The sequence below is a fragment of the Nocardioides sp. LHG3406-4 genome (genome assembly GCF_049897745.1).
In the GTDB taxonomy this organism is placed as follows: Bacteria; Actinomycetota; Actinomycetes; order Propionibacteriales; family Nocardioidaceae; genus Nocardioides.
In genome coordinates this window covers 175,234-194,873 of record NZ_JAFCWV010000005.1, presented here as the reverse complement: position 1 = coordinate 194,873, position 19,640 = coordinate 175,234, and the positions used below count along the sequence as shown (strand labels likewise).

At 70.5% G+C, this 19,640-nt stretch carries 19 protein-coding genes; 18 read left to right on the top strand and 1 reads right to left on the bottom strand.

Annotated elements, in window-relative coordinates:
• The first annotated feature begins 6 nt into the window (after positions 1 to 6).
• The 18 genes from ACP7BP_RS17790 to ACP7BP_RS17705 all read left to right on the top strand — a co-directional run bounded on the left by ACP7BP_RS17790 (position 7) and on the right by ACP7BP_RS17705 (position 18,766).
• Positions 7 to 2,226 carry an ABC transporter permease gene (locus ACP7BP_RS17790; protein WP_426246516.1) on the top strand — a complete coding sequence of 740 codons (2,220 nt, stop codon included), beginning with the start codon at positions 7 to 9 and terminating at the stop codon, positions 2,224 to 2,226.
• Entirely contained in the window at positions 2,223 to 2,966 is a 744-nt protein-coding gene (locus tag ACP7BP_RS17785) for an ABC transporter ATP-binding protein (protein WP_426246515.1), read from the top strand. Before ACP7BP_RS17790 ends, ACP7BP_RS17785 begins: the two co-directional genes overlap by 4 nt.
• The gene (locus ACP7BP_RS17780; protein WP_426246514.1) at positions 2,963 to 3,718 is read left to right on the top strand and encodes an ABC transporter ATP-binding protein; all 756 of its coding nucleotides are present in this window, start codon (positions 2,963 to 2,965) and stop codon (positions 3,716 to 3,718) included. The genes ACP7BP_RS17785 and ACP7BP_RS17780 overlap by 4 nt, the downstream gene beginning before the upstream one ends.
• Before the next feature lie 43 nt (positions 3,719 to 3,761).
• Complete coding sequence (locus ACP7BP_RS17775) at positions 3,762 to 4,202, top strand: hypothetical protein (RefSeq protein ID WP_426246513.1); 441 nt, start codon at positions 3,762 to 3,764, stop codon at positions 4,200 to 4,202.
• Complete coding sequence (locus tag ACP7BP_RS17770; RefSeq protein ID WP_426246512.1) at positions 4,202 to 5,029, top strand: enoyl-CoA hydratase-related protein; 828 nt, start codon at positions 4,202 to 4,204, stop codon at positions 5,027 to 5,029. The genes ACP7BP_RS17775 and ACP7BP_RS17770 overlap by 1 nt, the downstream gene beginning before the upstream one ends.
• 49 nt (positions 5,030 to 5,078) lie before the next feature.
• Entirely contained in the window at positions 5,079 to 7,304 is a 2,226-nt protein-coding gene (locus ACP7BP_RS17765; RefSeq protein WP_426246510.1) for an acyl-CoA dehydrogenase, read from the top strand.
• A 103-nt stretch (positions 7,305 to 7,407) separates the two neighbouring features.
• The gene (locus ACP7BP_RS17760; RefSeq protein WP_426246508.1) at positions 7,408 to 8,016 is read left to right on the top strand and encodes a TetR family transcriptional regulator; all 609 of its coding nucleotides are present in this window, start codon (positions 7,408 to 7,410) and stop codon (positions 8,014 to 8,016) included.
• Between the two features lie 59 nt (positions 8,017 to 8,075).
• Complete coding sequence (locus ACP7BP_RS17755; protein ID WP_426246506.1) at positions 8,076 to 8,885, top strand: VOC family protein; 810 nt, start codon at positions 8,076 to 8,078, stop codon at positions 8,883 to 8,885.
• 81 nt (positions 8,886 to 8,966) lie between these two features.
• Positions 8,967 to 10,184 (top strand): amidohydrolase family protein, encoded by a 1,218-nt coding sequence (locus ACP7BP_RS17750; RefSeq protein ID WP_426246504.1) that lies wholly within the window; start codon positions 8,967 to 8,969, stop codon positions 10,182 to 10,184.
• Positions 10,185 to 10,238: 54 nt separating this feature from the next.
• On the top strand, positions 10,239 to 10,595 hold the full coding sequence (locus ACP7BP_RS17745; RefSeq protein ID WP_426246502.1) for a hypothetical protein: 357 nt from the start codon (positions 10,239 to 10,241) through the stop codon (positions 10,593 to 10,595).
• Positions 10,596 to 10,984: 389 nt separating this feature from the next.
• Positions 10,985 to 11,929, top strand: coding sequence for an ABC transporter substrate-binding protein (locus ACP7BP_RS17740; RefSeq protein ID WP_426246501.1), 945 nt, complete (start codon positions 10,985 to 10,987; stop codon positions 11,927 to 11,929).
• 67 nt (positions 11,930 to 11,996) lie between these two features.
• On the top strand, positions 11,997 to 13,133 hold the full coding sequence (locus tag ACP7BP_RS17735) for an amidase (RefSeq protein ID WP_426246500.1): 1,137 nt from the start codon (positions 11,997 to 11,999) through the stop codon (positions 13,131 to 13,133).
• 78 nt (positions 13,134 to 13,211) lie between these two features.
• Positions 13,212 to 14,039, top strand: coding sequence for an amidohydrolase family protein (locus tag ACP7BP_RS17730; RefSeq protein WP_426246499.1), 828 nt, complete (start codon positions 13,212 to 13,214; stop codon positions 14,037 to 14,039).
• Complete coding sequence (locus ACP7BP_RS17725) at positions 14,036 to 14,722, top strand: CoA transferase subunit A (RefSeq protein ID WP_426246498.1); 687 nt, start codon at positions 14,036 to 14,038, stop codon at positions 14,720 to 14,722. The genes ACP7BP_RS17730 and ACP7BP_RS17725 overlap by 4 nt, the downstream gene beginning before the upstream one ends.
• 1 nt (position 14,723) lies before the next feature.
• Positions 14,724 to 15,425 (top strand): 3-oxoacid CoA-transferase subunit B, encoded by a 702-nt coding sequence (locus ACP7BP_RS17720; protein WP_426246497.1) that lies wholly within the window; start codon positions 14,724 to 14,726, stop codon positions 15,423 to 15,425.
• Entirely contained in the window at positions 15,412 to 15,963 is a 552-nt protein-coding gene (gene accB / locus ACP7BP_RS17715) for an acetyl-CoA carboxylase biotin carboxyl carrier protein (protein ID WP_426246495.1), read from the top strand. Before ACP7BP_RS17720 ends, accB begins: the two co-directional genes overlap by 14 nt.
• 5 nt (positions 15,964 to 15,968) lie before the next feature.
• Positions 15,969 to 17,327, top strand: a complete 1,359-nt coding sequence (locus tag ACP7BP_RS17710) for an acetyl-CoA carboxylase biotin carboxylase subunit (protein WP_426246493.1) — start codon at positions 15,969 to 15,971, stop codon at positions 17,325 to 17,327.
• Positions 17,324 to 18,766, top strand: coding sequence for a pyruvate carboxylase subunit B (locus ACP7BP_RS17705; RefSeq protein ID WP_426246492.1), 1,443 nt, complete (start codon positions 17,324 to 17,326; stop codon positions 18,764 to 18,766). Before ACP7BP_RS17710 ends, ACP7BP_RS17705 begins: the two co-directional genes overlap by 4 nt.
• A gap of 104 nt (positions 18,767 to 18,870) precedes the next feature.
• Here the strand turns inward: ACP7BP_RS17705 and ACP7BP_RS17700 are convergent, their stop codons facing one another.
• Complete coding sequence (locus ACP7BP_RS17700; RefSeq protein ID WP_426246491.1) at positions 18,871 to 19,638, bottom strand: fumarylacetoacetate hydrolase family protein; 768 nt, start codon at positions 19,636 to 19,638, stop codon at positions 18,871 to 18,873.
• Positions 19,639 to 19,640 lie beyond the last annotated feature (2 nt).

Sequence of the window (19,640 nt, the reverse complement as noted above, 5' to 3'; positions counted from 1 at the left end):
GCACCCATGAGGAAGATCCCGTGGCGCCATGGAGCGCTCGCCGTCGTCCTGGTCACCGTCTTCGGACTGATCGCTCGATCCACCTGGGCCGGCCGCCCGGTGACCGTCGAGTCACTGATCCAGCTGCTGGTGTTCGCGCTCCCTGTGGCGGGCATCTACGCGATCAGCGCGACCGGGCTGGTGGTCGTCCACAGCGCCACGGGAATCTTCAACTTCGCGCAGGGCGCCATGGGCATGGTGTGCGCCTTCGTCTTCTGGGAGATCAGCGTGAACCGGGGCGTCCCGGTCCCGCTCGCACTCATCCTGGTCATCGGGGTCTTCGCGCCGCTCTTCGGCTACCTGCTCGAGCGCTATGTCATGCGCCATCTCAAGCACGCGCCGCTGGTCGCCCAGCTGGTCGGCTCGGTCGGAGTGCTCATCGCGCTCCTCGGGATCGCCACCTTGATCTGGAACCCGAACAACCCGTACCCAATCCAGGGTCTGGGTGGCTCGGGCGGCATCGAGATCGCCGACGTGACCCTGACCTGGCACCGGGTGATCACCATCGCGACGGCCGTGGTCCTCGCCGTTTCGGTCCAGGTGCTGCTCCGCCGGACCCGGCTCGGCATCTCGATGCGCGCGGTCGTCGACAACGAGGACGTCGCAGCGCTGTACGGCGTACGGCCGGGCCGCGTGTCGGCCACCGCATGGATCATCGGGGCGGTGAGTGCCGCCCTGGCCGGCATCCTCATCGCGCCCGAGGTCGGGAACATGGGCGCGGAGACGCTGTCCCTGCTCATCGTCAACGCGTTCGCCGCTGCGGTGTTCGGCCGGCTTCGCAGCCTGTCCATGACCTACCTGGGTGCCCTGCTGCTCGGGCTCCTGGTCACCTTCACCTCGACGTTCCTGGAGTTCGGCGGACGGTGGAACCTCGTCCCCAACGCGATCCCGGCGCTGGCGCTCTTCGTGGTGCTGCTCTTCCTGCCCCAGCCGACGGTGAAGATGGCCGGGGCGGCACGCACCTACGCCCTGGAGCGACTCCCCTCCAACCGGAGTGTGCTCGGCTGGGCGGTCATCCTGCTCGCGCTGGCGACGCTGGCCGGGTTCGTGGCCAGCACGACGATCCAGTCGCGGCTCATCACCGCTCTGTCGATCGGCGTGATCCTGCTCGGCCTGGTGCCGCTGATGGGTTGGGCGGGGATCCCCGTGCTGGCCCCCTACGCGCTGGGCGGGGTGGGGGCGGCGATCACCTACTACGCCGGCGGGTCGATCTTGGCGCTCATCCCGGCCGCGCTCGGCACGGCGGCCTTCGGCGTGGTCTTCGCGCTGCCGGCCCTGCGCCTGCGCGAGCTCTATCTCGCGCTGAGCTCGATCGCGCTGGCGCTGATCGCCACCGGACTGATCCTCGTCCAACCGGAGTTCTTCGCGGAGATGCGCAGCCTGCCGCCGATCTCGGTCGCAGGGATCGATCTCTCCTCGCCCCAGGCGTTCCTCATCTATGCGGCCTCGATGTACCTGCTTGTCGCACTCGGACTGGTGTGGATGCGTCGCACCGCCGTCGGCCGCCGCCTGGTGGCGCTGCGCGACAGCGAGGCCGCCGCGGCCTGCGTCGGTGTCAACGTCGCCCGGCAGAAGGCCTTCGTGTTCGCGATCGCCGGCGGCATCTCGGGCGTGGGCGGCGGCGTGCTCGTCCAGGGCGCCAGGGTCGGCAGCGTCGACCAGTTCTCGATGGTCGCCGGGCTTGGAGTGGTGCTCGCCCTGACCATCTGGGGCGTCGGCACGGTCAGCGGCCCGCTCGTCGCCGGTCTGATGGCCGTCGTATTCACCACGCTCGCCAAGGACATCGCCCCGGGAACGCTGACGCACGGGATCGAGCTCCTCGGCCCCGCCCTGGCGGTCCTCGCGCTCGGCGACTACCCGCGCGGCCAGATCCCCCTGCTGGTCGAGCTGGTCCGCCACCGACCGTGGCACGTCCTGTCGGTGCTGGGAGGAGTCGCCGGCGGCATCACCGTCGGCGTGGTCGCGGGTCTGCCGGGTCTGGTCCCGACCGCGATGGGGGTGGCGCTCGGCTGGCTCGCCGTACTCGTCCTCACCGGTTGGGGGAAGGGGCAGCTCCCGGTGCCCCACCAGGACCCCGCCGCGCAGTCCGACCTGGCCCCCGCGACCGGGGTCGACAGGCCCTTCGACCCGGCGAGCCTCTCCGCGCTCGACCGCGTCCTTGGCGTGAGGGAGGTGGCGGCGCGATGACCGCCCTGCTGCAGGTCCGGAACGTCTCCGTCAGGTTCGGTGCCAACACCGCGGTCGACGACGTCTCGCTCGACATCGAGCCCGGGACGATCGTGGGGCTGATCGGCCCGAACGGCGCCGGCAAGACGACGCTCTTCAACGTGATCGCCGGGATCCAGCGCGCGGCCGCGGGTTCGGTGCTCTTCGAGGGGCGCGACATCACGCACCGGCCACCGCACGTGCGGGCGCACCGGGGCATCGCGCGGACGTTCCAGCGACTGGAGACCTTCGGGACGCTCACCGTGCGGGAGAACGTGCTGGTCGGTGCTGAGGCACGCGGTCGCCGCGGCGGGGCCGGCCGTGCCCAGGACCTGGCCGACGAGCTCTGCGCTCGCTTCAACCTGGGGCAGCTCGCCGAGCATCGCGCCGACTCCTTGGCCACCGGCACCCAACGGCTCGTGGAGATCGCGCGTGCCCTCGCGACCGGGCCCCGTCTCCTGCTCCTGGACGAGGCGTCCTCGGGGCTGACCTCCTTCGAGACCGAGGAGGTGGCCGCGACGCTGCGTCAGCTCGCCGACGACGGCCTCACCATCGTGCTGGTCGAGCACGACATGTCCTTCGTGATGGGGCTGTGCGACCGGATAGCGATGCTCGAGCAGGGGCGGCTGGTGGCCGACGGCACCCCCGACGAGGTCAGCCACATGCCCGCGGTCATCGAGGCCTACCTCGGGGCCGAGCACACGACAGGAGCCTCGTCATGACCTCCGTTGCCGGAACACATGCGCGCCCCGCCGCGAGCGACGAACCCCCCGCCCTGCAGGTGGTCGACCTCCATGCCGGCTACGGCGTGGTGGAGGTCCTGCACGGTGTCTCGCTGAGTGTGCGCCGGGGCGGGGTCCTCGCCGTCCTGGGACCGAACGGGGCTGGGAAGACGACGACCGTGCGTGCGGTCAGCGGGCTCGTCCCACCGACTCACGGGCAGGTGCGCATCGAGGGCGTCGATGTCACCGGCGCCTCCCCGGACGGCCTGGCGCGCGCAGGTGTCTGCATCGTGCCGGAGGGTCGCGGCATCTTCCCTCGACTCTCGGTCGACGAGCACCTGCGGCTGATCGCCCCGAACCCCCGCGCGTTGAAGGGGGTCCAGGAGAGGTTCTTCGCTCGCTTCCCGGCCCTCGGAGACCGCCGCGCCCAGCTCGTCGGCACCATGTCGGGCGGTGAGCAGCAGATGGTCGCGATGGCCCGGGCCGTGGCGCTCGACAGCAGGCTCGTGATCGTCGACGAGCTCTCCATGGGGCTCGCTCCCCGGGTGGTCGAGGACCTCTACCGGCATCTCGGCGCCCTCGCCGCCGACGGCGTCGCGATCGTCATCATCGAGCAGTTCATCCATGACGTCCTCGGACTCGCCGACGAGGCCGTCGTGCTCAACCACGGCGTGGTCGTCGCCCGCGGCCTGCCCGGCGACATCAGCGAGCAGCTCGAGAGCCTCTACCTCGCGAACGGCCCGCATGGCTGAGCCCGCAAGAGAATCCGCACGCAACCAACAGTTGGAGGTCCACATGTCCGACACCGCACCCACGAGCAGCGGTGCTCTCCAGATGAGCGAGCAGGCCGAGACCGGTTTCCGCGCCGAGCTGGAGAGACTGCGCGCCAACTCGGGTCCGGGCCCGAGGGACAAGGCCATCGGTGCCTTCGGCGTCGGCCTGGTCGTCATCGGTCTCGTCGTCATCCTGGTGGCCTTCAACCAGGCCGCGTCCATGACCGACGTACGCGACCAGCTGGAGATGGTGATCCTCGGAGGCTTCGGGACGGCCCTGGCGATCGTCGGCGGCGTCGTCTACGCCGTCATGAGCGCCCAGCGGTTCATGCGGTTCTGGTTGCTCCGGGTGATCTTCGAGCAACGCGACCTGGCACCCCGCATGAGCGAGGCTCCCGTTCGCCCCAGCAACGCCGTCGACCCGACCCCGGACCTCGTCCCCTCCACCCGAGGGGAGTTCTGATGGGCTACACGCTCGTCCTCACCGACGACCCTGCGCCCTTCGTGCGGCGGGTGACCCTCAACCGACCGGAGAAGCGCAACGCGCTGAACGCGACACTGCGTCGCGAGATTCTCGCGGCGCTGCGCGAGGCCGACGCGGACCCCGACGTGCGGGTGACCATCCTGCGTGGAAACGGCCCCTCCTTCTGCGCCGGCTACGACCTCGCCGCAAGCGGTGAGGAGTACGGCGTCGACGCCACCGAGGGCTCGTTCCAGCGGTCGGTCGTCGACGGATGGATCAGCATCTGGGACCTGAAGAAGCCGGTCGTCGCGCAGGTACACGGTCACTGCCTGGCCGGCGGGTCGGAGCTGGCCACCGGCTGCGACCTCGTCTACGCCGCGGACGACGCCAAGATCGGCTATCCGGCGGTCCGGTTCGGCACGCCCGACATGCAGTACCACGCCTGGCTCGTCGGCATGCGCAAGGGCATGGAGCTGATGCTGACCGGCGACTCGCTCTCCGGCGTCGAGGCCGCCCAGTACGGCTTCGCCACCCGGTCGTTCCCGGCTGAGGAGCTCGAGGAGAAGGTGCTCGAGATGGCCCGGCGCATCGCGCAGATCCCGGCCGACGTGCTGCAGATTAACAAGCGCACCGTGCACCGTGCCATGGACCGCATGGGCTTCCGCGACGCGATCCGGGCGGGCACCGAGCTCTCGGCGGTCGCCGTGCACACCGACGGGTTCAAGGCGTTCATCGAGTCGGCCCGGGAGCAGGGGCTCACCCAGGCGCTGACTGCGCGCGACGGCGCCTTCGGCGACGGGCGCCTGCTCACCCAGGGCGGCGCCTGACCGGGTGACGCGCCCGGAGCACACGACTCAACCACGACGGAGGCGACCCATGCCCATCCCCATCTCCGAGGACCACCATGAGCTCGCCGGGGCCACCCGCGGCTTCGTTGAGCGGCACGCCGCGACGAGCTGGACGCGCGGCGCGTTCGACCTGCTCGCGCGGGGCGAGCGCCCCCCGTTCTGGGACGCGCTGGTGGCGCAGGGCCTGCACGCGATCCACCTCGAGGAAGCGGTCGGCGGCCAGGGCGGCACCGTCGTCGACCTCGCCGTCGTGGTGGAGGAGGCCGGACACTCGCTCCTCCCAGGACCGTTCACGCCGACGGTGACCGCCAGTGCCGTGCTCGCGACGGCAGCTCCGGGCGACGGGCGCGAGGTGCTGGTGCGGCTCGCCCACGGTACTCCCGCGGCGGTGGTGCCGCCCCGCCCCGGGTTGTCGGTCCGGCGGCTCGACGACGGGTGGGTCCTCACCGGGCGCAGCGTCCCGGTGCTGGGGCTGCTCTGCGCCGAGGTCGTGCTCGTGGGCGCGACGGAGCCCGATGGCGCCGATGCAGTGCGCTGGTTCGCGCTCGAGGCCGCCACGCTGACCCGCGTCGCCGAGCAGGGCACGGACCTGACGCGCGACCTCGGCCGCCTGGAGCTCTGCGACCTCGAGGTCCCGGACGCCGCGCTCGTGAGCGGGATCGACACCGCGACCGCCGAGTCGACGATCGCCGCCCTCTACGCCGCGGAGGCCAGCGGCGTCGCGCGATGGGTGCGCGAGTCGGCAGTCGAGTACGTGAAGGTCCGTGAGCAGTTCGGGGTGCCTGTCGGCTCGTTCCAGGCGGTCAAGCACAAGGCCGCCCGCCTGTTCATCGACAGCGAGCTCGCCGCGGCGGCCGCCTGGGACGCCGCCCGCAGCCTGACCCAGTCGGCCAGCCAACAGGCGCTCGCGGTCGGATCGGCGGGCGTGGTCGCGCTCGATGCAGTCGTGAACACCGTCGTCGAGGCGACCACCATGTTCGGCGGCATCGGCTTCACCTGGGAGCACGACATCCACCTCTACCTGCGCCGGGCGATGAGCATCGCCGCGGCGAGCCGCCCGCCCGGCGGATGGGAGCGCCACCTCGGGGAGGTGGCGCTGCGGCACGAGCGAGACGTCACGCTCGAGCTGGCGGAGGAGGATCCGGCCTTCCGGGAGTGGGTGGCCGGCCTGTTGGACGAGGCCCTCACGATCGATGCGGACGGCGACGGCGGCCGGGAGGGCTGGGCCGGGGGAGCGGCACCCGGGCCTCGACGCAGCTTCCTGGCCGAGCACGGGCTCGTGTCCTCGCACTGGCCCAAGCCCTGGGGGCTGCTCGCGACACCTGTGGAGCAGATCGTCATCGCCGAGGAGTACGCCCGTCGCGACCTGCCGCAGCCGAGCACCGTGATCGGCGAGTGGGCGATGCCCACGATCCTCGCCCACGGCACCGACGCCCAACGCGAGCGGTTCGCGATGCCGACGCTGCTCGGCGACATCGTCTGGTGCCAGCTGTTCAGCGAGCCGGGGGCCGGCTCCGACCTTGCCGGGCTGTCAACCCGAGCCGTGAAGACGGACGGTGGATGGGTCCTCGACGGCCAGAAGGTGTGGACGTCGTCGGCTCACGAGGCGGACTGGGGCATCTGCCTGGCCCGGACCGACCCCACCGTGCCCAAGCATCGTGGCCTCACCTACTTCCTGGTCGACATGCACTCACCGGGCGTGGAGGTGCGGCCGCTGCGGCAGGCCACCGGTGCGGCGGAGTTCAACGAGGTGTTTCTGACCGAGGTGTTCGTCCCGGACGACCTCGTCGTCGGAGAGCCGGGCGAGGGGTGGCGGCTCACGGCGACGACGCTCGCCAACGAGCGTCTCAGCATCGGCTCGGGAATGGGTGGGCACCGGACGGCTGACACCCTGCTCGGCCTCCTGCGCAAGGAGCCCGTCGCGGTGGGACGCGACCAGGCGCTCGCCGTACTCGGGAGGGCGGTGGCACACGACCTCGCACTGCTCGCCCTCAACCAGCGTGCGCTGCTCCGGCGGCTCTCGGGGCTCGAACCCGGCGCGGGCTCCAGTGTGGCGAAGGTGGCCAGCGCACTGGCGGCCCGGCAGACCCACACCGCCGCCCTCGGGCTGCTCGGCGCAGAGGGGTGCCTCGACGACGCTCCCGGTGGGCTCGTCCACGACGTGCTGGCACTGCCCAGCTCGCTCGTCGGTGGCGGGACGGTCGAGATCCAGCTCAACATCATCGCCGAGAGGGTGCTCGGACTGCCGCGGTAGCGGCGAGGCGCAGCTGCTCCTGGGGCTACGATGCAACTGGAATTCGATCATCGTGGCCCGTGCACCGTGGCCACGTCCGCCGGAGAAGGGGACTCAGGGACCAATGGCATCGGACAAGGTGGAGGCGCCGGCGCCCCTGGACGTCGCCACCCTGCCGCCCGGTCAGCTCGCCCGTCGGCGGCGGATCATCGATGTCGCGACCCGCCTGCTCGAGAGCACCGACTACGAGCAGGTGCAGATGCGGGTGGTCGCCGACCGGGCGGACGTCGCCCTCGGCACCCTGTATCGCTACTTTGTCTCCAAGGAGCAGCTCTACGCGGCTGTGCTGCTCGAGTGGTCGGCGTCCTACGCCATCGACAACTCCGGGCCGGACGACACCGCGGCCGACCGCATCCGTCGGCGGCTTCACCGGGCGCTCAAGGCCTTCGAGCGACGCCCCCAGTTCTACAAGGTCCAGGCGATGCTGCAGACGACGACGGACCCGCGGGCCGAGCTGCTGTTCGCCGAGTTCTCCGCGCGCAACCACGACACGCTCGTGCGCGACCTGCGTCCGCTCACGGGGGCCGACGCCGACGACCGGGTGATGATCCTCAATGCCACGCTGTCGTCCGTGCTGACCAGCTACGCCTATCGGCGGCTGCCCATGGCGGAGGCGCTGCGGATCATCAACCGAGCGGTCGATCTCGTGGTGGGTGACATCGGGGTGGAGTAAAGCGTCCCGATGCGGTAGAAGAATGGAATCAGATTCCAATCTATCGCCAGGAGTCGCACGTGACCGCCTACGAGCTCGACCACCTCGCCATCGCCGTACCGGCGTGGCAGCCCGCGACCGAGTACCTCGTCGCCCACCTCGGTGGTGCGTGGAGGCACGGCTTCGTCCTGCCGGAGTTCAACCCCTGTCATCTCGCCTTCGCCGACGACATGCGGATAGAGCTCCTGGCGCCCGGCACGGACGAGACGTCGTTCATCGGCCGCTACCTCGCGGCGGCCGGTGGCCGGGCTCGACCGCACCACGTCACCTTCAAGGTGAAGGACGTCGAGGAGACGATCGCGGCGGTTCGTGACAACGGGTTCGAGCCCATCCAGCTGCGCCTGGACAACGAGGTCTGGCGCGAAGGCTTCCTGCACCCCAAGGACACCGGGCTCGGCTTCCTGGTCCAGTTCGTCGAAGCCGAGCACGATCCCGGTGAGCTCGACAGCAGCGATCAGTTCAAGGTCCCCAAGCCGTCCTGGCTGCCCCCGGCCACCGTGGCGCCGGCCAGCATCCCCTTCCTCTTCGGGCGTCTGCCCGAGTGGGGGAGTGCTCGTCGCGTCCTCGTCGACGTCCTCGGCGCCGAGGCGACCGAGGTGGAGAAGGGTGACGGGTGGTCGACGACTCGCTTCAGCTGGGAGCAGGGCGCCGACTTCGTGCTGACGACACATCGAGGCACCACCGCGGGGCACGGCGTCGAGGGGATCGGGGTGCTCGAGGGTGACAGCTGGAGTGCTGCCGGCTGCCGCGCGCTCGTCGACGCGGGAACGGTCGTCGACGTGCTCGGGATCAAGGTCGTCACGGTGGCCCACGAGCAGGGCGATCTTTGATTGAACTAGAATTAGGGTTCGATTCTTGTTAGAGTGCGTCATCGCCATCGTCGCGGCGCGCCACAGCGAGAGGAACTCGACATGAGCTCAGCCAACTACACGATCATCTCGGCGGACACCCACGCCGGCGGCAGCCACGAGCAGTACCGCGAGTACCTCGACCCAGACTGGCGAGAGGAGTTCGACGCCTGGCGGGGGCGCTACAAGAATCCGTGGAAGGACCTCCGCGACACCGATCTCCGGGTCCGCAACTGGGACGACGAGCGGCGTGACGCCGACCAGCTCGCCGACGGTGTCGTGGGCGAGGTGGTCTTCCCCAACACGGTTCCGCCCTTCTACCCGGGCTTCGTCCTCTTCGCCGGGCCGCCGAAGGCTGAGGACTACGCCCGGCGACGCGCGGGGATCCACGCGCACAATCGCTGGATGGCGGACTTCTGCGGACGCAAGCCTGCCCAGCGTGCCGGCATCGGCCAGTTCTTCCTCAACGACCTCGACGACGCCATCTCCGACGCCTCCTGGATCAAGGAGCACGGTCTGCGCGGCGGCGTCCTGCTGCCGACGGTCGCCCCCGACGTCACCTGGGTCAAGCCGTTGTACCACCCTGACTACGACCGGCTCTGGGCGGCGCTGCAGGACCTCGACGTCCCGGTGAACCTCCACTCGGGGACGGGCTCCCCGAACTACGGGAACTTCCCCTCCACGCCGTCGATCATGATCAGCGAGGTCGGCTTCTACGGGCTGCGCGCGTTCGTGCACCTGATCCTGGCCGGTGTGTTCGAGCGATTCCCGCGCCTGAAGTTCGTGGTGACCGAGAGCTCCGCCGCGGCCTTCCCGCCGCTGCTCAAGCAGCTCGACGCGAACATGGAGATGATCCGGAGCGGGTCGATCGGCGAGCTGAGGTACGCCGCGGAGGCGAGCCTGCCGCGCAACGCCTCCGACTACTTCAACCAGAACGTCTGGGTCGGCTCCAGCTTCCCGTCCATCGCCGACGCCGAGGCCCGCACGTCGATGCAGCCCGACCGGTTCATGTGGGGTAGCGACTACCCGCACGACGAGGGCACCGGCCCGTTCACCCGTGAACACCTGCGCCTGGTCTTCCACGACACCCCGGAGGACGAGCTGCGGATGATCCTCGGGGGGAACGCGGCGAAGCTCTACGACTTCGACCTGGACGCCCTGGCGCCGCTCGCGGAGCAGTACGGCCCGACCGTCGAGGAGATCAAGCAGCCCCTTCTCGAGCTTCCGGAGGGCGCCAACCAGGCGCTGCTGAGAGCACGGGATGAGCCGGCCCTCGTCTAGGACGGTTTTTTCTGGTCGCCGGTCCGATCCGAGGTGGGGAAGACGTTGGGAACGATGACGCAGGTGCCGCGGTGGTCCCACGAGTCGCTGGACCGGTTGCCGCACACCACGGCACGCATCGAGAGCGTCACGAGCGAGAGCGGCGCGACGATCCTCGGCCTGCAGTTCCCCGACCAGGCGGCCGTCGAGCTCCAGGTGGACGAGCTTCCTGACGAGCACGCGGCTCGTCGCGAGCTCGGGCCGGACGTGCGCCCGATGTCGGTCCTCGTCACCACCGGCGTCGGACGGGAGCTGAGCTTCAGCGTGCTGGCGTCGACCAGCACGGGCCCGATCCGAGTCCCGGTCGAGGCGAGGACCGCCCTGTGGCTGCTGGGATCGGGCACGCACGGCGTCGTCCGGGCAGACCACTAGAGAGCGCGGTCTCCACGGCCTCGCGCCGAGTCCGCAGACCCCGCCCTACCTACACCTGTAGGTAGGGCGATGCGGCGTGCTCGGGCATGGACCCGCACGCGCGCGCCGCGCGGCCGGGCTGTCGGCCCCGGCGTACGACGACCGCTATCCGTCCGCATCGGCGTCGCCCTGCCTATCTATAGGACGCCCGCCTGGTGAGACCGGGGGGTCTCGGACTGTCCCCATGTCGTACATTTCAACCCGAAGTGTCCGCTATAGAGGACTCGGTGTCACCTCTGCTGGAAGTTCGTGGGCGCAGTTCCTTGACGCAGGTGCCAAGGACTGCGCTATTGTCCTGTGGTCGAGATTACAAGTCCTCTATTGGGGCCTTTAGAAGAAGGAAGTGCTTGATGCGCAAACCGATCCTGGTGACCTCGCTGGTCACCGCGGCGATCCTGATGGCTGGCTGTGGCGGCTCCGACGAGGGCGGGGGTGGCGGCGACACTGTCGTCCGCATCGCCGGCAACTCGAACGCCGCCGCGCTGCCGGTGTGGGTGGGCATCGAGCACGGGTTCTTCAAGGACTGCGGTGTCGACGCGAAGTACACGCTCATCGAGAACATCAGCACGCTGCCGTCTGCCCTGGGCAAGTCCTTCGACGTCGCGCTGTCGGTTCCGCCGCTGCTGGTCACCGCTGCCGACCAGGGCATCGGGATCAAGGAGGTCGCCGGCGCCACGCTGAACACCCGCGAGAACCCGCAGACGTTCATGGTCGTGCCCGAGGGCAGCGACATCAAGTCCGCGAAGGACCTCGAGGGCAAGACCCTCGGCGTGCAGACCATCACGGGCAGCACGCACCTCGGCACCAAGATGTGGCTCAAGGAGGCAGGCGTCCCTTACGACAGCATCAACGTCGTCCAGGTCGACGGGCCCGCCCAGGCGGACCAGCTCGAGGCAGGACGCCTCGACGCTGTGGAGACTCTGGCGCCGTTCTCGACAAGCGTCCTGAAGCTCGGCCACAGCATCTTCGACCCGCAGTCGTCCATCGCCCCCGAGGTCTCGGGCATCTTCTGGACCGCCAGCCCCACGTGGATCGACAAGAACGCCGACGGTCTCGACTGCTTCCGTGAGGGACTCGACAAGGCGCGCGAGTTCATCGAGGGCAACGACGAGGAGGCCAAGGCCGTGCTCGAGAAGCAGACCGGTCTCCCGGCGGAGGTCGTCGAGGAGACGGTCCTCCCGACCTACACCTCCGACGTCCGCCCCGATGACCTCGAGAAGTGGGAGAACGCCATGAAGGAGGTCGGCGGCTTCACCGGAGACGTCGACGTGGCCTCGCTGGTGGTCGAGAACTGAGTTGAGCTCGACCGAGACGACTCCGGGACCCGCACAAGACGGTCCCACCACGCCGCCGGGCCGGTGGATGCTCCACGAACTGGACATCCCCGGCCCGGCGGGCGGGCCCCTGACCGGCCTCCGGGTCGCCGTCAAGGACGTCATCGACGTCGCCGGCGTCCCGACCTCGGCCGGCAGCCCCGCCTGGGCGGAGAGCCATGAGGTGCCCGAGAACCACGCAGGTGCCGTGCAGGCGCTCCTGACTGCGGGCGCCATCATCGCCGGCAAGGCCGTGAGCGACGAGCTGGCCTTCAGTGTCCATGGCACCAACCCGCACTACGGCATGCCGCCCAACCCCGCGGCGCCCGGCCACATCCCCGGCGGCTCGTCGTCCGGCTCGGCCTCGGCCGTGGCGTCGGGCGACGTGGACATCGCGCTGGGCAGCGACACCGGCGGCTCGGTGCGCGTGCCGGCCTCCTACTGCGGGATCTTCGGGGTCCGGCCGAGCTGGGCCCGAAGCGACACCAGCGGCGTCGTGCCGCTGGCGCCGTCCTTCGACACGGTCGGGTGGTTCGCGCGCGACGCGGCCACCTTGGAACGGGTCGGCGAGGTGCTGCTCGCCTCGAGTGCCGTGGCTCCGGACGCGTTGATCCTGGTGCCGCTGGCCGAGGCCTTCGAGGTCGCCCGCGCCGACGTCGCCGCCGACGTCCTCGCCGGCCTGACCGAGACGTTCGGTGCCAGCGTGACCGCACCGCGCTCCCTCGGCTTCGACCTGTACGACCTCGCGGCGGTGCGCTACCGGATCCAGACCTTCGAGACCTGGCAAGCCCACGGTGAGTGGGGCGCGCCGCGTCTGGCGCAGCTCGGACGCGGCGTACGCGCCCGCCTCGAGGCCAGCGCGCACACCACGCAGACGGAGTACGACGACGCTCGCCGTCGCCGCGACGAGATCTGCCAGGTGCTCGAGGACCGTGTCGGCCCCGACGAGGTGCTCTGCCTGCCCACGACGCCCACCCCGGCGCCGGCGCTCGACCGGCTCGACGAAGGATCCGAGGAGCGCCGGACCGGTGTCTTCGCGCTCGGGGCGATCGCCGGCCTCTGGGGCAGCCCCGAGGTCACCGTGCCCGGGGTGCGGACCGAGGGCGTCCCGGTCGGCACGAGCCTGGTCGGCAGGCCCGGGGACGACCTGCGCCTGCTGGCGTTCCTCCGGCAGGCACTTGCCTGACCACCGCGGCCCCCGCCGACGCAGCCGACACGGCCTGACAACATCGAGAACACCACCGACGACACCGAGGAGGCGCTGATGTCCCTGCGGGCCATCGACGTACACGTTCACCTGCACACGACGCCGCCTGACGCGGCGATCCAGGACGCGAAGAAGGTGTTCGACTCGGACGCCGCCACCTCGGACCTCCTGGAGTACTACCGCAGCCGCAACATCGGCGGGGTCATCTTCGACGTGGACAAGGAGACCAGCACCGGCCTGCGCATCGACAACACCGCGATCGCCGACCTGGTCGCCAAGTCCGACGGCCAGCTGATCGGCTTCGCGTCGGTGGATCCCTGGAAGGGCGCCGCCGCGCTCACCGAGCTGGAGCGCTGCGCAGAGCTCGGGCTCAAGGGTCTCAAGCTGCAGCCGATCACCCAGCAGTTCAGCTTCGGCGACCGACGCTTCTACCCGCTCTGGGAGTTCTGCGCCGCGCACGACTGGCCGATCCTGGTGCACACCGGAACCACCGGCATCGGTGCCGGCTCCCCGGGCGGTCGCGGCTTCCACCTGAAGTACGGCCACCCACTGCCGTCGGTCGACGACGTGGCGGCGGACTTCCCGAACGTCAACATCATCGCCGCCCACTTCGGCTGGCCCTGGCACCTCGACCTGATGGCGATCGCCCGCCACAAGTCCAACGTGTACGTCGATCTGTCAGGCTGGTCGCCGAAGTACATCCCCGCCGAGGTGATCCAGTACATGAACAGCGTCATCCCCGACCAGTTCCTCTTCGGGTCCGACTACCCGTGGCTGAAGCCGGACCGCTGGATGACGGAGTTCGAGCGGCTCGACCTCAAGGACGAGGTGCGCCAGAAGGTGCTCCTCGACAACGCCAGCCGACTCCTGGGCTGGACGTCGTGAGCGCCGCGACCGGCACCTCCGAGGTGTTCAGCAAGGTGACCACCATGGAGGAGGCCCTCGCCCCGGTGAAGGACGGGTCGGTGGTGATGATCGGTGGCTTCGGCGATGCCGGCACCCCCTTCGCTATGCGTGAGGCCCTGGCCGCGCGCCAGGTGCGCGACCTCACCCTGGTGGCCAACAACGCCGACTTCGGCAGCTTCATGTACGACGGCGGGCTGACCGGCCTGGTCTGCTCCTTCCCCGTCGGCCCGAGCTCCGGTCCGGTGAAGCAGGGCATCGAGGACGGCGTGGTCGATCTCCAGCTGACCCCGCAGGGCACGCTGGCCGAGCGGATCCGCGCCGCGGGCGCCGGGCTCGGTGGTGTCCTCACCCCGACGGGACTCGACATGGAGTTCGCCGCCGACTACCGGGTCGTCGAGCACGACGGCCGCCGCTGGCTGCTCGCGCCCGCCCTGCATGCCGACGTGGCCCTGGTGAAGGGTGCGGTCGCGGACCGCTACGGAAACGTGGTCTGCCGCTCCGCCGGCATCAACTTCAACCCGCTCATGGCGATGGCGGCGTCCTACACCGTGGTGCAGGTCGACCGGGTCGTCGAGGTCGGCGAGATCAACCCCCAGGACGTGACCATCCCGAGCCTCTTCGTGGACGCCGTGGTGGAAGTGCCCCGACAGGAGGAGAGCTGAGATGGGCCGCACCCGTGACGAGATCGCCCAGCGCGTCGCCCAGGACATCGGCCGGGGCTGGGTGCTCAACCTGGGCATCGGCATCCCGACGCTGATCGCCCATCACGTCGCGCACCCGGAGACCCTGGTGCACAGCGAGAACGGCATCCTGGGCATGGGCGGACCGCCCGCCGACGGCGTCGTCGTGGACCCCGACCTGGTCAACGCCGGGAAGCGCCCAGCGACGGTCGTGCCCGGGGGCGCCTTCTTCGACTCCCTGATGTCGTTCGGGCTGATCCGTGGCGGCCACCTCGACCTCACGGTCATGGGTGCCTTCCAGGTGTCCTCCACGGGCGACCTCGCCAACTGGAAGCTGCCCCACCAGCGCACGGGCGCCCTGGGCGGGGCAGCCGACCTGGCCGCCGGCGCCAAGCGCGTCTGGATCGCCATGGAGCACACCGGCCGCAACGGCGAGGCCCGGCTGCTCGACACGTGCTCCTACCCGCTGACGGCTCCGGGCGTCGTCGAGCGCATCTACACCGACCTCGCCGTGCTGGCTCCGGCCGGCGCCGGCCGCTTCGAGCTCCTGGAGCTCGCGGACGGGGTCTCCCTCGAGGAGGTCCAGGCGGCCACTGCGGCGGAGGTCGTGACCTCCGACGACCCGGGCGCAGCCCCACTATCCGGCCACCCCAACGACGGAGGAGACAGCCTTGTCAGCCACTGACCCCACCCCCACGACGTCCATCTCGCCCGCAGAGCTCCAGGAGATCGTCCGGGTCTTCGCCGACTCGGACATGCGGGAGCTGAGGCTCTCCGTGGGAGCCGTCGAGCTGCTCGTCTCCCGCAACGAGCAGGTCGAGGCGTCGGGTGCCCGTCCCGCGGCGCCGCCGGCGCCGGCCGTCCACCAGGCGCCCGCTCCGGCAGCCCTGGCCCCGGCCGCGCCGGCGCAGGAGTCCGCTCCCGCGCAGGAGCCGGCAGCCGCCCCGGCCCAGTCGGGAGCCCCGGATCGCGCGGGGCTGGCGGAGATCCGCTCCCCAGCCCTCGGCACGTTCTACCGCCGTCCGGCCCCCGACCAGCCGGCCTTCGTCGAGGTCGGGACCCAGGTCGCCGTCGGGGACGCGGTGGGCACCATCGAGGTGATGAAGATGTTCACCACCGTCACCTCCGACGTGGCCGGCACCGTGACCGAGATCTGCGTCGACGACGCCGTCCTCGTCGAGCACGGCCAGCCGCTGTTCTACGTCGACCCGGCAGGCTCCTGACGGCCATGGCGATCACACGACTGCTGATTGCCAACCGCGCGGAGATCGCCGTACGCGTGGTGCGGGCCTGTCGGGACCTCGGCATCGAGACGGTGCTCGCCGTCTCCGAGGCCGACCGGGGCTCCTTGGCGAGCCGCCTGGCCGACCGGACCGTCTGCGTCGGACCGGCCAGCCCGGGGCAGAGCTACCTGAACATCCCCGCGCTGCTCACGGCTGCTCTCGAGACCGGCTGCGACGCCGTGCACCCCGGCTACGGGTTCCTCTCCGAGAACGCCGACTTCGTGGAGGCCTGCACCGAGAACGGGCTCACCTTCGTGGGCCCGTCGGTAGACACGATGCGGTTGCTGGGCGACAAGCTGACCGCCCGGACGACGGCGGCGGCAGCGGGCATCCCGATCGTCCCGGGCGGCACCGTGGACGCGGACTCCGTCGACCCGCAGGCGGTCATCGCCGAGGTCGGCCTCCCGCTGCTGGTGAAGGCCGCCGCCGGCGGTGGCGGTCGAGGGCTGCGCCGGGTGGACTCGGCTGAGGCGCTCGCCCCGACGCTGGCCGAGTCTGCCGCCGAGGCGCGCGCGGCGTTCGGCGATGCGACCCTCTACGTCGAGCGCTACCTCGGCAACGCGCGGCACATCGAGGTGCAGGTCTTCGGCGACCAGCACGGCAACGTCGTACACCTCTTCGAGCGCGACTGCACGACTCAGCGCCGCTACCAGAAGCTGCTGGAGGAGGCGCCGTCGCCGGTCCTCGACGCGGCCACCCGGGCGCGCATCACCGACGATGCCAGCCTGCTGGCGCGGAAGATGGGCTACGAGGGTGCCGGGACCGTGGAGTTCCTCTACGACACCAACACCGGCGAGCACTTCTTCATCGAGATGAACACGCGCCTGCAGGTCGAGCACCCCGTCACCGAGGTGCTCACCGGCCTGGACCTCGTGACGCTGCAGCTCCGCGTCGCGGCGGGGGAGCCGCTGCCGATGACCCAGGACGACGTGCGGGCCCAAGGGCACGTGATCGAGTTCCGGGTCAACTCCGAGGACGCGCACCAGGGCTTCCGCCCCGCTGCCGGCCCGGTGGACGAGTGGCGGGCCCCGGCCGGGCCCTGGGTCCGGGTGGACACCCACGTGGAGCAGGGGCACCTGGTGTCCCCGTTCTACGACTCGCTCCTGGCCAAGCTGATCGTCTCCGGCAGGACGCGCGAGGAGGCCCTGGCCCGGGCGCGGCGCGCGGTCCGGGAGTTCAAGGCCGCCGGAGTGCCCACGACGCTTCCGTTCCACGAGTGGCTGCTGGACCACCCTGACTTCATCAACTCGACGCTGCACACCACCTGGGTGGACAGCAACTGGAAGGGATCGACGTCATCATGAGCAACGTTGGACTGATCGACACATCGCTGCGCGACGGGAACCAGTCGCTGTGGGCCACCCGGATGACGACCGACACCATGCTGCCGATCCTGCCGGTGATGGACCGGGCCGGCTACCACTCCATCGAGATGATGGCGACGGTCAACATGGACGTCTGCGTCCGGTTCCTGGGGGAGAACCCCTGGGACCGCATCCGCCTCATCCGGCGCCAGGTGCGGCAGACGCCGCTGCGGATGATGGGGATGGCGATGTTCTTCAGCATCTCCCGGGTGTACCCCGACGAGGTCGTCGAGCTCTTCAACGCGTCGTGCGCCCGGGCCGGCATCGAGCACATGTGGATCACCGCCGCCAACAACGACGTGCGCACGGCCGAGGTGGGGATCCGCTCCGCCCGCGAGGCCGGCCTCCGCACCGAGGGCTCCATCCAGTTCACGGTGAGCCCGGTGCACACCGACGAGTTCTTCGCGCAGGCATCGCGTGACTTCATCGCACTGGGCGTCGACGCCCTCATCGTCAAGGATGCCGGTGGGCTGCTGACCCCGGAGCGGGCCGCGACCCTCATCCCCGCCCTCAAGGCGGTGGCCGGCGACGTACCCATCTACGTCCACTCGCACTGCATCACGGGTCTCGGTCCGGCGGCGAACCTGGCCTCGGTCGAGCACGGCGCCAGCGCCGTCTGGACGGCGTCCACGCCACTGGCCAACGGCCCGTCCCTGCCCGCGGACGCGTCGATGGCCCGGAGCCTCGCGTGGCTGGGTCACGACACGGGCGTGGACCACGAGGCGCTGGAGGAGATCTCGGCGTACTTCACCGCGGCAGCGCGCCGCGAGGGCCGACCCCTGGGCCAGATCGCGGAGTACGACCCCGGTATCTACGTGCACCAGATGCCCGGCGGCATGCTCGCCAACTTCAAGGCCCAGCTCGAGCAGGTCAGCATGGGCGACCGGCTCGACGCGGTGCTGGAGGAGATGCCGAGGGTGCGCCAGGAGATGGGCTACCCCAACGTCCAGACGCCGTTCTCGCAGTTCATCGGCACCCAGGCGCTGCTCAACGTGATCCACGGTCGCTACGAGATCGTGCCCGACGAGATCCGCAAGTACGCGCTGGGCTACTGGGGCCGGACTCCGGCGCCGATCGACCCGGACGTCTTCGACCGGGTCTCGCAGGGGGAGGAGCCGGTCACCGAGCGTCCCGGGGCCCTGGTCCCGCCGATCCTCGACGACGTCAGGCGCGAGCACGGACCGTTCCACACCGACGAGGACCTGCTGATGGCCACGCTCTTCATGCCCGACGTGATCGAGAACCTCCGCGGAGCGGAGCGGGCGAAGGCCCAGCGCGCACCTCTGTCGATGGCGCAGTCCGGGTCCATCGCGGAGCTGGTGCGGGAGGCGAGCCGCGTCAAGGGCGCACGGCACGTACGGATCAGCCTGCCCGGCTGACCCGTTTGAGGGGGCGCGATACGCCACGGGACGCCGGAGACGGTGTCCCGTGGCGTTCGCACATTTATACGCAGACTCTGAGGGCCCGCTCCTGCTGGTCCGCGTCAGGCGGAGACGACGCCGTGCCGCAGCGACGAGACACCGGAGACGGCGATCTCGACGCGGTCGCCCGCACGCAGGTGTCCGGTGCCGGCGGGGGAGCCGGTGAGCACGACGTCGCCGGGCACCAGCGTCGTCCAGGCAGAGAGCCACTCGATCAGGAACGGGATCGGGTAGATCAGCTCGGCGGTGCTGGCCCGCTGACGCTCCTCGCCGTTGACGTGACAGGTGACCTCGTAGTCGGTGTCACGGACGTCGGTCTCGATGAACATGCCCAGCGGGCAGAAGGTGTCGAAGCCCTTCCCGCGCGTCAGCTGGGGGTCGCCGCGCTGCAGGTCGCGCGCGCTCACGTCGTCGGCACAGGTGAAGCCGAGGATGTGGTCGAACGCGTCGACGGCCTTGACGTTGCGGGCCGTCCGGCCGATGACCACGGCCAGCTCGGCCTCGTGCTCGACGTGGCCGGAGAGGTCCGTGGGAGGGAGTACGACGTCGCCGTCGTGCGCCAGCAGCGTCTGGAGCGGCTTGAGGAAGACCGACGGGTTGTCACCGAGGGCGAGTCCCATCTCCTCGGCGTGCCGGGCGTAGTTGCGTCCCACGGCGAGCACCTTGGTGGGCGTCACCGGCACGAGGGCCGGGGACGCCGCCAGGGTGCTGGTCTCGCCCGAGTGGTCGAGCTCGCCGAAGGGGTCGCCGCGCAGCAGCCGCAGCGTGCTGCCGTCCTCGTCGAGCTCGGCGTACCGCGGTCCGTCGTGGTCGACCCGGACGATCCGCACCG